This is a genomic window from Parasphingorhabdus sp. (genome assembly GCF_039939955.1).
GTDB lineage: Bacteria > Pseudomonadota > Alphaproteobacteria > Sphingomonadales > Sphingomonadaceae > Parasphingorhabdus.
In genome coordinates, this window is the sequence record NZ_JBDVHS010000002.1 from 272,789 (window position 1) to 286,975 (window position 14,187).

A 14,187-nucleotide genomic window follows, 5' to 3' on the forward strand; every position below is an offset into this window, starting at 1 on the left:
ATCAGGTCTCCGATCCGGCAAAATCATATTTGGCAACGGGCAGTTCGCGGACGCGCTTGCCGGTGGCGGCAAAAATAGCGTTGGTGACGGCAGGGGCAATCGGCGGCAAGCCGGGTTCACCTGCGCCACCGATCCGATCATGATCGCCATTGATCAAGGCGACGGATACCTCCGGCATTTCGTTGATTCGTAGCATTTCATAGTCGTGGAAATTGCTCTGTTGGACTGCACCATCTTTGACGGTTATTTCGCCATAGAGCGCAGCGGTCAGGCCATAGACGATACCGCTTTCTATCTGTGCAATGACTCCGTCAGGGTTCATTGCGAAGCCGACATCGGTACAACAGAAAACCTTTGTCACACGCGGTTTCTTACCGGTCATGTCGACTTCTGCGACCTGTGCAACAACCGAATTAAAACCCGGTACAAATGCGATCCCACGGCCATGGCCTTCGGGCAGAGGGCTGCCCCAATTGGCCATTTCGGCAACCTTGTCGAGGACTGCGAGATGGCGGGGAGTGTCAGCCAGCAGCAGCCGGCGTAATGCGAGCGGATCCTTGCCGGTTTCCGCCGCGACTTCATCAACAAAGCTTTCGATAAACCATGCCTGTTGGCTGTGGTCGACGGATCGCCATGGGCCAAAGCGCAAATGCATGGGCACGTCGATTTTGCGGATCAGCTTATTGGGGATCGCATAGTGATTGATCTTCGGGGCTTCAGACGGGTCGAACAGATGGACATGGATATTGTCCCAGGCGACGAGATTGCCTTCCGCATCCAGCCCTGCTTCGAACCGGCTGGTGGCCGAGGGGCGATAAAAATCCTGTGTCGTGTCTTCTTCGCGCGACCATATCATTTTGATCGGATAGCCGGCCGCCTTGGCCAGCCGTGCCGCCATGATCGGAACATCGGTATTTGAACGACGTCCAAAGCCGCCACCCAGATATTGGTTTTCCAGATTGACGCTGTCTTCATCTATTCCCAGCGCTTCGGCCACCTCTCGACGCACGCCCAACGGGTTTTGTGAACCCAGCCATAAATCACACTGGCCGTCCATCACTCTGGCGGTGCAGTTCATAGGCTCCATGGTTGCATGAGCCAAAAAGGGCACCTTATATTCGGCTTTGATTATCTGTGCGGCTTCGGCAATTGCGTTCACGGCATCGCCTGTTTCGGTTTCAATATCGCCGCCATCTTTGCCCGCATCATCAAGAGCTGCAGCATAGCGCGCGAATATCGCATCATGGTCGATGTCTCCGCCCTCGGCTTCCGAATAGGTCGCTTCAACCGTGTTCAGCGCCTGCTGTGCTTGCCAATAGCCATCGGCAATGACCGCGACAAAATTGCCCATATTTAAAATCTGCAAAACACCGGGCATGGATTGGGCGGTCTCTGCGTTGATCTGTTCCACGCTCGCGCCAACCACCGGAGGGGCTTTGACGGCGGCATATTTCATGCCTTCGATTTCGACATCAATGCCGAAGCTGGCGGTACCGTCGACCTTGGCCGGAATGTCCTTGCGCGGGATTGGTTTGCCCATCAACTTGAAATCGCCAACTGCTTTGCGCGGAGGCTTGGCGGGCAGTGATTGTTCGGCAGCGGCAGCAGCAAATTCGCCATAGGTTGCCGACTGGCCAGAGGTTTTGTGGCTTAACATGCTATTTTCGGTTGTGATTTCTTCCGCCGGAACGTCCCATTTTTCGGCAGCCGCTGCGATCAGCATCTGCCGTGCGGCGGCACCAGCCGTGCGGATGCTGCGCTGTCCAGCGCCGCGGATTGAAAAGCTGCCACCCGTCACGCCGATCGATATCATGTCGGCGAGCGTCAGAAAGCCGCCCTGAGCAGTTGGCTCAAGAATTTTCGGAACTTCAAGCGTGGGCGCAAGAAATTCGCGGACCATGTCGGCGCCGGCATAAGACGGTAAGCCGGGGGCTTCGAGAATTTCGACCTTGTCCCAGTCGGCATCCAGTTCATCGGCTAGCATTTGCGCCAGCACGCTATGGGCCCCCTGCCCCATTTCAGCATGGGGGACGATTGCGGTGACCACGTTGTCCGGCGCGATTTTGACCCAACTGTTGATCAGCTGTTCACCATCGCCGTTCGCGACAAATGGCTTGAGCTTTTCGGTTGGGTTGCCCGGACGGACGGCGACGCCCACCACCAGTGCACCGCCAGCCACAACACCGGCTCCGATAAAGGCGCGTCTTGACCATTTGCCCATGACCTAAGCCTCCACTTTCGAGGGTTGCTTGATATCGGCTGCGGACTTGATCGCATCGCGGATGCGGCCATACATGCCGCAGCGGCAGACATTGCCAGCCATTGCTGCATCGATTTGCGCATCGGTCGGCTGCGGGTTTTTCTCCAGCAGTGCGGTTGCGGCCATGATCTGGCCGGACTGGCAATAGCCGCATTGCGGCACTTGCGCTTCGATCCAGGCTTGCTGGATCTTATGTAACGTACCATCTTCGCTGGCGATGCCTTCGATGGTTGTGATGGCCTTGCCTTCTGCTGCGGAAACCGGGGTCGAGCAGCTGCGGATGGGTTTGCCATCCAGATGCACAGTGCAAGCGCCGCATTGCGCGATACCGCACCCGTATTTTGTGCCGGGCATCTTCAAATTTTCGCGAACAACCCATAGAATGGGCGTGGCTGGATCAGCATCGACCTCCCGGGCCTGACCGTTAACATTCAGTTTTATCATGAAAATTTCACCCGGATGTTTGCATAGCAATGTGCAACTGATAGCGGAGCGGCAGCCTCTAGCCAAGTAGCCATTGATAGAGTGGACGTGAATCAGGTGAAAATGTCGGTGATCCGTGTCACATGAATATCGTTCATTCCGGCATTGCCGTAGCGTCAGCTTAATTGCGCGGCTAATTGCTTGTTTTCGGCGGTTTTCGGCGTATAGTCCCGGCAAATTGTGACCAAGGAGTGCTCCCATGAATCTGGAATTCACCGAAGAAGAAATCGCGTTTCGCGCTGAAGTGCGCGAGTTTATTGAAAATAATTACCCGCAGAACATCGGGACTCGCGGTGTGCAGGACGAGATGAGCCGCGAGGATTTGCTCGCTTGGCACAAGATTCTGGGGAAAAAAGGCTGGTCGACTCCGGCTTGGCCAGCAGAATATGGCGGAACCGACTGGACGCCGACGCAGCGCTATATCTGGTCGGAAGAAAATGCGCGGAAAAACACGGTGATGCCTTTGCCTTTCGGCGTCGCGATGGTGGCACCCGTCATCTACACATTCGGAAACGAGGAGCAAAAAGCACAACATCTTCCGGGTATTCAATCCGGTGATGTGTGGTGGTGTCAGGGCTATTCAGAACCTGGTGCGGGCTCCGATCTGGCTTCGCTGAAAACTACGGCAGTGCGTGACGGTGACGATTATATCATCAACGGGCAGAAAACCTGGACGACCTTGGCTCAACATGCCGATTGGGGCTTCTTCCTATGTCGCACGGACCAAGATGCAGCCAAGCCGCAAATGGGCATCAGCTTCATTCTCGTCGACATGAAAACACCAGGGATTGAAGTGCGTCCGATCAAGCTGATCGACGGCGGTCATGAGGTCAATGAAGTGTGGCTTACCGACGTTCGCGTACCGGCGACCAATTTGATTGGCGAAGAGAATAAGGGCTGGACCTATGCCAAGTTCCTGCTCGCCCACGAACGTTCCGGTATTGCCGGTGTGGCGCGTTCCAAGCGCGGTGTTGAACAGCTGAAGGAAATTGCCGCCGCCGAAATGCTCGATGGCAAGCCGCTGATTGAAGACATGGGTTTTGCCACCAAGATCAGTCAGCTGGAAATCGATCTTTCTGCTTTGGAAATTACCGAGCTGCGGACGCTGGCTGGCGAACAGGCGGGCAAAGGACCAGGGCCGGAAAGCTCTTTGTTGAAGGTCAAAGGTACGGAAATTCAGCAGCGGTTGACGGAACTGACACTGGAAGCGGTAGGCCATTATGGCGCGCCCGATTTCCGGAGCTTCCCGAACGATGGGTCGAACGACTTCCCAATCGGACCGGATTATGCCCACCATGCGGCACCGACCTATTTCAACATGCGCAAGACGTCGATTTACGGCGGATCCAACGAGATCCAGCGCAACATCATCACCAAAATGATCCTCGGCCTTTAACCGGGACGAGACAGGGGAACCAAAATGGATTTCGAATTTACCGACGAACAGAATATGGTGCGTGATGGAATTTCACGCCTGGTCCGTGAGCAATATGACTTTGATACGCGCCGCGGCGTGATCGAAAGCGATTCTGGTTGGCGGCCAGAGCTTTGGGCGCAATTGGCAGAACTCGGCATGCTTGCCGCTCCATTTTCGGAAGAAGATGGCGGTTTCGGCGGTGCAACCGAAGCGATGATCATCATGGAAGAATTTGGTAAAGGCCTTGCGGTTGAACCCTTTATTCCGACGGTGGTCTGTGCTGGCGGGGCGTTGAAACATGGCGGTAGCGCAGCGCAGCGTGAAGAATATATCGGCGGTATCATAAGCGGCGAGATGGTTTTCGCTTTTGCTTATGCCGAGCCGCGCGGACGCTATGATCTGGCCAATTTGGAAACAACCGCAAAGGCCGATGGTGGGGATTATGTTCTCAATGGCCATAAAGCGGTTGTCATTGGTGCGCCTTGGGCCACGCATCTGGTGGTCACGGCCCGCACATCGGGCGGACAGACGGACAAGAACGGCGTGTCCGTATTCGTTGTCGATAAATCAGCCCAAGGGGTGAGCACACGCGACTATGCCACGGTCGATGGCCGCCGGGCTTCGGAAGTCTATTTCGAAAATGTGAAAGTCTCTGGCGATGCTTTTATCGGTGATGCGGACAACGGCTTGCCGCTGATTGAGAAAGTCATGGATGAGGCCACTGCTGCGGTCTGCGCCGAAGCCGTTGGCGCGATGAAGGTGACCAACGAAACCACGGTCGAATATTCCCGTCAGCGCAAACAATTTGGCGCGCCGATCGGTTCGTTTCAGGTTCTGCAGCATCGCATGGCGGACATGCTGATGGAATATGAGCAGTCGGTGTCGATGTGCTATCTCGCCACGATCAAGCTGGACGAAGATGACGCAACCCGCATGCAAAATGTTTCTGCTGCGAAGGTACGCATAGGGCAGGCCGCGCGTTTCATCGGCCAGTCGGCAATCCAAACACATGGTGGCATGGGCATGACGGACGAGCTTGCTGTGGGCAGCTATTTCAAACGCCTGTCGATCTTCGAAGGCGAGTTCGGCAGCGTTGATCATCATATGCGCCGGCATATTGCTTTGACCGCGGGCTAGCTAGACAACGTCCGTTCGTCCTGAGCCTGTCGAAGGATGAACGGGAGGCAGAGCGCCGTTTGAAATGTGCTTCGACAAGCTCAGCACGAACGGCGCGGGTCTGTATGAATATTGACCCTATCAATTAAGGGGATAGAGCCAAGCTGGTTCTGTCCCCTTTTTCACGCTAGGCTTGAGTCATCCTTTGGAGAGGATGCAGATGAGTTCTAAATCCGTGCCGACCAACGGCGGTGTCTATCGCTATTATGCCCTGATCATGCTGATGTTGACCTTCATGTTCAACATTGCTGATCGATTGGTGATGTCGGTCTTGATCGAAGATATCAAAGCCGAATTTATGCTGAGCGACACGCAAATCGGTTTGCTGGCGGGCACGGCATTCACGGTTTTCTATTTGCTGCTTGGCGTCCCGGCGGGACGTTTGGCTGACCGCACCAATCGCAAGACGATGGTGGCCATTTCTCTTTCCTTGTGGAGTCTCATGTCAGCGCTATGCGGCGCTGCCGTGGGTTTCTGGACTTTGCTTTTGGCCCGGTTGGGCGTCGGGGTCGGTGAAGCCGGCGGCGGTCCGCCTTCCGCTTCCATCATCACCGACTATTTTGCTCCGCATGAATTGTCGCGTGCAATGGGTATCTTTGCGGTTGGAGCGGTCCTCGGGCCGGCGCTTGGCTATGCTGCCGGTGGTCTGATCGCCGAGGCTTATGGCTGGCGATGGACCTTTGTGATTCTGGGTGTGCCGGGGATTGTATTGGGATTGATCATTTATTTGACAATCCGTGAACCCAGGCGTGGCCGATATTATCAGCACGCGGGAGAGCAATCCGGCGCAACCAAGGGTGTCGACACCCAAGAACCGTTCATGACCACAATGCGGTCGCTGTGGACGAACAATATATTCTTCCGGGTCGTTCTGGCCAACGCCTTCACCAATATTCCTTCCTTTGCATTTGCCATATGGCTTGCGCCGATATTGATGCGCAATTTTGATGTGACCTCTGGAGAGGTTGGCGTGTATCTGGGAGGGGCCCTGCTTGTCGGCGGTGTGCCGGCGATGATCTTGGGTGGATTTCTCGCAGATTATCTCGCGAAGAAAAATCCAAAATGGCGACCATGGTATTGTGCTCTGGCGGTGTTGCTGACGATACCATTTTGGACGTTCTGCCTGTTGTCAAACAGTCTGGAGATGACGCTCGCCTTTTATATGTGCGGTTATGTTCTGCTGGTATCGACGCAAGGCGCAGCGATTTCGTTGGTCCAGTCGTCGGTTTTGCCTACGGAACGCGGCACGGCTGGAGCGATCAGTAGCCTGTTGACCAATTTGCTCGGTTACGGCATCGGGCCTGCGCTCATCGGAGTGATGAGCGACAATTGGGCTGACTCGTACGGCAGCATGTCGCTCAACTATTCCGTCATTTCAGTGGCGGTGGTGAGCCTGACCATGGCAGCGATATTCTTCTGGTGGGTCGGCAAGGCTGTGCGGATCGACCCAGCGTCTCCCGCGCGTGCGACTTCAACCTGAGTTAGAGCAATAGTCCGCCATCCGCGATGATGGTTTGTCCCACGACATAGCCTGCCAAAGGAGACGCTAGATATAAGGATAGCCCAGCCATATCATCGGGATCGCCAATGCGGCCCAGCGGGATTGACCGTATTGTGGCGTCGCGCCGTTTCGGATTATCGGTTGTGACCTTGGTCATTTTGGTCGCAATCAAGCCCGGTGCAATGCCGTTCACCCGGATGCCATCGGGCGCCCATGCCTTGCCCAAAGTGCGCGTTAATCCGGCCGCGCCAGCCTTGGACGCATTATAGCCGGGATTGCCAACTGTCGCATGAAAGGCCGCGGTCGAACTGATGATGATGAGCGAGCCCTTTGCTTCTTTCAGCAGATCATGAAATTGCCCGGCGCAGGTCATCAGACTGTTGAGATTGACCTGAACGACCTTGGCAAAATTTTCCGGCTCGAACTCTGCGCGTTTGTATAGCACCATGCCTTGGGAGCAGATCAGCACATCCATACGGTCGAATTTTTGCCGCAACGCAATGATGGCGCTGTCGTCCGCTGCATCCAATTGGTGATAGCTAAGTCCTGTTAGATCAGACCCATCTGCGATGTCATAATCATCCGCACTGGCTCGCGTTCCGGTAACGTGGACCTCGGCCCCGCAACCACGAAATGCCTGTGCCGTAGCGTTGCCGATGCCGCTCGAACCGCCAATGATGCAGACGGTTTTTCCGGTATAATCGAGGGACGTGTCTATCATGATCTTCTCCTATGCAATTGACTATTGGCCGACCATTTCAGGATCGTCTAGACCCACTGTAATATTTGATCATTTACGGAGCAGAAAAATGGATATCCCCTTTTCCCTTGCAGGGCGGACTGCGTTGATTGCGGGTGCGTCTTCCGGATTTGGTGCCCGTTTTGCGGAGCTCTTTGCGGCGGCTGGCGCTCAAGTGGTCTTGGGCGCACGGCGGACAGACCGCACGGCTGAATTGGCCGATAAAATTGGCGCTTCAGGTGGGCAAGCTTTGGCGGTTCCGCTGGATGTAACCGATGAAGCGTCGATCATCGCCGCTTATGATGCGGCGGAAGCAAAATTCGGAACCGTTGATTCGATTGTTGCCAATGCTGGGGTTGCGGCGACAGGCCGCTCGACCGAAGTGCCGGCCGACCGGCTCCAGATGCTGCTCGATACCAATTTCAAAGGCGTCTATCTGGTTGCGCGCGAAGGCGCCAAAAGGCTGATCGCCAGCGGCAGCCGGGACAAGGAAAATGGCCGGGTTGTCATCATCGGGTCGATCACCTCGCGGCTGACTGGCGAAGGCGACAGCGCCTATGCCGCCAGCAAGGCCGGTGTGACCCATCTTGGCCGCAATCTGGCGCGCGAATGGGTGCGGATGGGGGTGAACGTGAACACCATCCACCCTGGCTATATTCCAACAGAGATTCAGGGCGATTGGTACCAGACCGCAGGTGGTGAGGCGCAAATTGCCGGTTTCCATCGCCGCCGCTTGCAGGATATCGAATCGCTTGATCCGATGATGCTCTATTTTTCTTCCGATGCATCACGGATGGTGACCGGGTCGGATATCATCATCGACGACGGCCAGTCGCTCTGACGGGTCGATAGACGCGCCCTAGCTAAACAAAGGGTGCCGGGAAGAAAATAATCCTGTCATACCCGCCGGATGGTAGAGGACATCCGCCCCAACGAGGGCATCGAGAATTCGGCAGATTCTGAATCTGCGTCGCGCCGACGCGCCAATTATGCGCTCGCGATCCTGTTCATCGTAATGATGCTCAACTTCCTTGATCGCCAGGTGATCTCGATTGTTGCCGAGCCGATCAAGCGCGATCTCGGGCTTTCCGACACACAGCTTGGCTTGATGACGGGCCTGTCCTTTGCGATTTTCTATACAACTTTAGCTATTCCTCTTGCCGCTCTGGCGGACCGTTGGAACCGCAGTCGGATTATCGCCATTTCTATTGCCGTCTGGTCCCTGATGACGGTCTTGTGTGGAATGGCCGGCAATTTTGTGCAGCTGTTTCTCGCGCGTGTGGGCGTAGGCATTGGCGAGGCTGGATCAGGACCGGCGTCCCATAGTTTGATCGCGGACCTGTTCCCGCCGGAACGTCGCGCGGGCGCGCTCGGGATCATGGGGGCAGCCGTGCCGGTTGGCGCGTTTCTGGCCTATGCCGGTGGCGGCTATATCACCGAAATATTTAGCTGGCGGGCGGCGTTTCTGCTGGCAGGTTTGCCGGGTCTGATCATCGCTGTGGTCATCTGGTTCACCGTGCGGGATCCGCGCGGCAAAGTCAGTCTGGCAAAAGCCTTCCAGCCTGTGGCCGGTGAGATGACCTTGCGTGAGGCTTTGCTCGAACTGTCCGGAAAACGGGCCTATTGGCATTTGGTTGCCGCTGGCGTGCTGGTGCAATTTGTCTCTTATGGCCTGGCGAGCTTCTATGGTGGCCTGTTTGTCCGGGTTCATGGCATGGACTATGGGGAGCTGGGTTGGAAGCTTGGCGTGATGGTCGGTTTGACGGGCGGCTTCGGGGCCTGGTTCGGCGGCAAGGTCGGTGACATAATCGGGAAACGCGATCCGGTGCTGCCGTTGCTGGTCTGCGGTATTGTGTTGGTTATCGCCGCACCGGGCATGATGGCCGCCGTCTATGCCGGCAATGCGAATCTGGCCATCATCCTGCTGGGCTTTCCAACTTTTGCCGCGACTTTCTATTTTGGTCCCAGCTTTGCCGCGGTCCAGCTATTGGCCACTGATAGGACACGGGCAATGGCCGTGGCCATCTATCTGATGGTGGCGGGCCTGATCGGATTGGGCATCGGGCCGGTTTTTGTTGGTGGCTTGTCAGACCATTTTGCATCGGGAAATAGCGAGCTGGAAGCCAGTGCGCTCCAGCAAGCCCTGATGATTCTCGCCCTGTTCAACCTTTGGGCCGGTTTTCATTATTGGCGGGTCTGGGTGTGGATGAAGCGGCAACGCGCCTAGGCGGTCATTTGCCACCCGTCACATAGAGACACTGGCCGGTGACCCAGCTAGACGCGGGCGAGGCCATATAGACCACCGCAGCGGCAATATCCTCTTCCCGGCCGAAACGGTCCAGCGGGATCTGGAACTGCTTGAGCAGGGCTGCGCGTTTTTCTTCAGAATCAATGCCCATGGACTCATCGAAATTTTCGGTAGGGATCGGTCCGGGCGCCACCGCATTGACGCGAATTTTCGGTGCGAGCTCCAACGACAGGCTTGCTGTGAGGCTGTTCACCGCCGCCTTGGACGCGCCATAAGGGGCGTTCTTCACCTGTCCGCCGATTGCCGCGCGCGAGGAGATATTGATGATCGCACCGCCATTGTCGCTCATATGATTGGCTGCGGCGACCGCGCCCATCCAGACGCTTTTCAGATTGAGTTCTATCTGCGCGTCCCAGCTGTCCTCCGGTGTGCGGGTGAGATAGCGGGGCGTGCCATCGGGCAAGCCGCCGGCGTTGCTGATCCAGATCGTCAATCGCCCCAGTTCCTCGACCGCGCGGTTGGCGAGATTTTCCAGAGCATCTTTGCTGGTCACATCGGTCGGCACCGCAATCGCGCGGCGGCCCATGGCGCGAATTTCTCCCGCTACTTTCTCCAGATCATCGGCAGAGCGCGCGGCGATCGCGACGTCGGCACCCGCTTCTGCAAGGCCGAGCGCAATTGCCCGCCCGATCCCCTTGCCGGCACCGGTGACAACGGCAACTTCGCCGTCGAGTCTGAACTGCTCCAATATGCTCATAGTCTCGTTCCTTTGGTCGGTTTGATCATTGGTTGGCCCGTCTGGCCGCCGCGCGGCCTGCAATATAGCCGAATGTCAGGGCTGGTCCCAATGTGCCGCCTGCACCAGCATAGACGCTGCCGGTCGGGGCACTGATCACATTGCCGGCCCCGAACAGTCCGGCGATTGGCGCGCCATCGACATCCGTGATCTGCGCCTGCGCGTTGGTTTTCGCGCCACCGTTGGTGCCCAGCGCGCCCATCCGGATTTCCACGGCATAATAAGGCGCCTTGTCCAGACGGCCCAATGTCGCGGCAGCGCCCGCTCTGGAGCGGTCGCCGTAGAAGCGGTCATAATCGGTCTTGCCGCGGCCAAAATCCTGATCGTCCAGTCGTTCGGCCTGTTCGTTGAACCGGCTTACCGTCGCCGGGAGGTTGGCCGCATCGACGCCGATTTGTGCAGCGAGCGCATCGACGCTGTTGGCCCGCGCCACCCAGTCCGGCAGTGGTGTGCCCGGCATGAAGGAGGAGAGCTGATAGCGCTCCCGATATTGCGAATCGAAAATCAGATAGGCGGGTAGATTGGGATAGCCATAGGTCGCCGGGTCGAAGGCATGGAATGCGCCCGCCAGCGCCGAGTAATTTGCCGCTTCGTTGCAGAATCTCTGCCCGTCGCGGTTGACCATGATGCCGTGCGGCAGGGTCCGTTCGATCAGTACCGGCATATTGCGGGTCTCACCGCTCTGCCATTGTGCTTCGGGGATTGCGAGGGTCGGCACCCACCAGGCGCTGGTCATATTGCCTAGTCCCGCGCCAGCCGCCATCGCCATTTTCAGACCATCGCCGCGATTGGTTGGCGGCGAGGCGGGTGCTTCAAGGGGACCGCGCAGGAAGGCGTGTTTCAGCGCGTCATTCCATTCAAATCCGCCGGTGGCTAATATCACACCGTTTCGCGCCATGATGGTTTCCTGCTTGCTGCCGCGCTCGACAATCGCGCCGGTCACCCGGCCATCTTCGATAGATAATCGGTAACCGCCACAACCTAGAACGGGTTCGATGCCGCGATCCAGACAGGCTTTCAGCAGCCGTCCGACCAGTGCCTGTCCCCAGCCGCGCAAATCGCTGGCATCGCGGCGCTGCAATTCCTCCGGCTCGACAATGCCGCTGCCGCCGCCGAGCGGCGTCTCGCGCAGCATCATTCTCGGTGCCGGTCCATGATCGAAGACACGGTCCTTCCACTCGCCGAGTGTCGTGAAATCGAAAAGGTCATTGTCGAGGGATCGACCGCCATCCGCCTTGGCCCCGGGGCGATCCTCGTAATAGTCCGGATAGTCCGGCATCATCGTCAAGCTGATTGCGTCGATGTCGGTCAGGAAGGAGAGCATTGGCCCGGCTTCCTGTACAAAGGCCGAGAGCACGTCTGCGTCCATCTCGCCATGATCGAGCGACAGGAAATAATCCAGCGCCGCGGCGGTGCTGTCCTCTATGCCCTGCGCGGCCATCTGGTCATGATCGGGCAGCCAGACCACACCGCCGGATATCGCGGCGGTCCCGCCCAGCCGGTCCTGCTTTTCGATCAGCCGGACCGAGGCGCCGGATTCATGCGCCGCCAGCGCTGCGGTGAGGCCCGCTGCCCCCGCACCGATGATCAGAACATCCACCTCGCTATCGACTATCGAACCTCTCCCATGAACGGATTTTCGATCAGTCTAGGGCGTTGCAGGAGGTGCGACAAACCGCACTTTGGATAGCGACGAAATGCTAGGCCGCAACGGTTCCCGGCTGTACCGGTGCCGGTAGTCCGGTTTCCTCCAGACAATTGGCACGCAGCGTTTCGATATCGGGGCCGAAGTTGAACGGACTGTCGCTCTCGACAATATTCGCCGCCATGTCCGCGCGCAGGCTTTCGGTTGCCGGACCATCGACACTGCCGTCTTCGGCAATGACCACGCCATAGTCGCGGGCGCCCTCTGCGGTTACCAGTCCCTGACGGATTTCTAGCGCAACCAGTTCGGGATCGCGTTCCAACGGATTGCCCCAGCCGCCACCGCCCCAGGTGATGAAGTGCAGCAGATCGCCTTCGCGGACCTCGACACCATCCTGTTTGTTGCCGACCACTTCTCTCGATCCGTCGGTGCGTTCCAATATCTTGGTGGCGCGGTCGCCCGGCTGACCGCCATTGACGCCCCACGGATAGGTGAACCAGCGATCGTCATGGATTGCCACCGTTCCGGGTTCCAGGAACCGGTAGGTCATGTGAATACCGTTACCGCCTCGGAAGCTTCCCGCACCGCCGCTGTCGGCCTTGGCCTCATAGCGTTCGATTCGCAGCGGGAAATATTTCTCGAGAAATTCGTTGGGTACATTGGTGAAGCCGGGCCATAGCGAGTGGCCGTCCGGGCCGTCGCCAAAGGGCCGGCCGGGGATGCCGCCAAAACCGATCTGGAACAGCTGGAACCATTCGCCACCCTTGTCGAAACCGGAGTACATCAGATGCGGGCTGGAGGAGAATCCGGCACCGTTCAGAAATTCCGGCTGGCGCTGGCCGAGCAGGCCGCCCAATATGTCGAAAATCCGGCCCAGCGCATGGGTCCGTCCGGCAAGCGCGGCGGGATATTTCGGCTTGAGCAGCGAGCCTTCGGGAATCCGGACATCGACCAGATCATAGAAGCCGTCGTTGAACAGGATTTGCGGGTCGAAGACCATGATCATATAGATGCCGAAGAACATCTTGAACATATTCTCGTTCAGGAAGAAGTTGATCGAGCTTGGCGCCTGCGGGTCTGTGCCTTCGAAATCGAGAATGACCTTGCCGCCCTCGCGCCACATCTTGCAGCTGATCTTATAGGGGCCAAAGCCGACGCCATCATCGCAGATGAAATCGGTGAAGCTGACGGGTTCCTCGCCGATGCTGGTTTCGATCAGATGTTTCATGGCGCGATGGTTGCGTGCCAGCAGTAGATCGGTGGCGCTGGCAAATTCATCCTCACCAAAGCGCGCGCACATCTCGTCGACCCGGCGGGCGGCAACCCGGCAGGAGGCGATCAGCGCGTTGAGATCGGCGGCACACCAGTCCGGTTTGCGGCTCTGGTGCAGCACGACCTTCACCATTTCTTCGTTATAGACGCCCTTCTGGTAGATTTTCACCGGCGGAATCCGGACGCCTTCCTCGAACACGCTTTTGCTGTCGATCGGGATAGAGCCGGCGACTTTCCCGCCGATATCGGATTGATGACCGAACATCGCGGTCCACGCGACCAGCCTGCCGCCGCGATAGACCGGCAACAAAACCAGCCAGTCGTTATTATGGCTGACAGCCCCGTCGCAGCTATACGGGTCGCTGAGGAAGATCATGTCGCCCTCCTCGATCGTGCCGGGATAGGAGCGCAGGAAGCCGTCGATAAAGCTGCCAAATTGGCCGACAACCATCTTGCCGTCGCGATCGGCGATCAACGGAAACGCGTCGCCCTGTTCACGGATACCCGGTGACATGGCGGTACGGACCAATGTGGCGTCCATTTCAATCCGGGCGTTGCGCAGGGCATTTTCCATGATATCGAGCGTGACGGGATCGACCTCGGAGTTGTTGAATGGAGCGCTGTTGGTTTCGATAATCTGTGCGGTCATA

Annotated in this window: 11 protein-coding genes; 5 read left to right on the forward strand and 6 right to left on the reverse strand. The window is 57.5% G+C overall.

Annotated elements, in window-relative coordinates; all coding sequences use genetic code 11:
- Position 1: 1 nt before the first annotated feature.
- Positions 2-2,221: a molybdopterin cofactor-binding domain-containing protein gene (locus ABJG22_RS01600; RefSeq protein ID WP_348018485.1), complete on the reverse strand. Its 2,220-nt coding sequence runs from the start codon at positions 2,219-2,221 to the stop codon at positions 2-4.
- A 3-nt stretch (positions 2,222-2,224) separates the two neighbouring features.
- Positions 2,225-2,704 carry a (2Fe-2S)-binding protein gene (locus tag ABJG22_RS01605; RefSeq protein WP_348018486.1) on the reverse strand — a complete coding sequence of 160 codons (480 nt, stop codon included), beginning with the start codon at positions 2,702-2,704 and terminating at the stop codon, positions 2,225-2,227.
- Between the two features lie 238 nt (positions 2,705-2,942).
- Between ABJG22_RS01605 and ABJG22_RS01610 the strand changes: the two genes are divergently transcribed.
- The 3 genes from ABJG22_RS01610 to ABJG22_RS01620 all read left to right on the forward strand — a co-directional run bounded on the left by ABJG22_RS01610 (position 2,943) and on the right by ABJG22_RS01620 (position 6,816).
- Positions 2,943-4,139 carry an acyl-CoA dehydrogenase family protein gene (locus tag ABJG22_RS01610; protein WP_348018487.1) on the forward strand — a complete coding sequence of 399 codons (1,197 nt, stop codon included), beginning with the start codon at positions 2,943-2,945 and terminating at the stop codon, positions 4,137-4,139.
- A 24-nt stretch (positions 4,140-4,163) separates the two neighbouring features.
- Entirely contained in the window at positions 4,164-5,297 is a 1,134-nt protein-coding gene (locus ABJG22_RS01615; protein ID WP_348018488.1) for an acyl-CoA dehydrogenase family protein, read from the forward strand.
- Between the two features lie 199 nt (positions 5,298-5,496).
- A complete protein-coding gene (locus ABJG22_RS01620) occupies positions 5,497-6,816 on the forward strand; it encodes an MFS transporter (protein ID WP_348018489.1) in 1,320 nt (439 codons plus the stop codon).
- Position 6,817: 1 nt separating this feature from the next.
- On the opposite strand, the gene ABJG22_RS01625 is transcribed toward ABJG22_RS01620, so the two are convergent.
- Positions 6,818-7,555 carry an SDR family oxidoreductase gene (locus ABJG22_RS01625; protein ID WP_348018777.1) on the reverse strand — a complete coding sequence of 246 codons (738 nt, stop codon included), beginning with the start codon at positions 7,553-7,555 and terminating at the stop codon, positions 6,818-6,820.
- A 91-nt stretch (positions 7,556-7,646) separates the two neighbouring features.
- On the opposite strand from ABJG22_RS01625, the gene ABJG22_RS01630 reads away from it, so the two are divergent.
- Entirely contained in the window at positions 7,647-8,417 is a 771-nt protein-coding gene (locus ABJG22_RS01630) for an SDR family NAD(P)-dependent oxidoreductase (RefSeq protein ID WP_348018490.1), read from the forward strand.
- Between the two features lie 69 nt (positions 8,418-8,486).
- Positions 8,487-9,803: an MFS transporter gene (locus ABJG22_RS01635; protein ID WP_348018491.1), complete on the forward strand. Its 1,317-nt coding sequence runs from the start codon at positions 8,487-8,489 to the stop codon at positions 9,801-9,803.
- Between the two features lie 4 nt (positions 9,804-9,807).
- Here ABJG22_RS01635 and ABJG22_RS01640 read toward each other — a convergent pair whose 3' ends face one another.
- The 3 genes from ABJG22_RS01640 to ABJG22_RS01650 form a co-directional block, all read right to left on the reverse strand.
- On the reverse strand, positions 9,808-10,581 hold the full coding sequence (locus tag ABJG22_RS01640) for an SDR family oxidoreductase (RefSeq protein ID WP_348018492.1): 774 nt from the start codon (positions 10,579-10,581) through the stop codon (positions 9,808-9,810).
- 25 nt (positions 10,582-10,606) lie between these two features.
- A complete protein-coding gene (locus tag ABJG22_RS01645) occupies positions 10,607-12,220 on the reverse strand; it encodes an FAD-dependent oxidoreductase (RefSeq protein ID WP_348018493.1) in 1,614 nt (537 codons plus the stop codon).
- A 100-nt stretch (positions 12,221-12,320) separates the two neighbouring features.
- Positions 12,321-14,186: a hydantoinase B/oxoprolinase family protein gene (locus ABJG22_RS01650; RefSeq protein ID WP_348018494.1), complete on the reverse strand. Its 1,866-nt coding sequence runs from the start codon at positions 14,184-14,186 to the stop codon at positions 12,321-12,323.
- Position 14,187 lies beyond the last annotated feature (1 nt).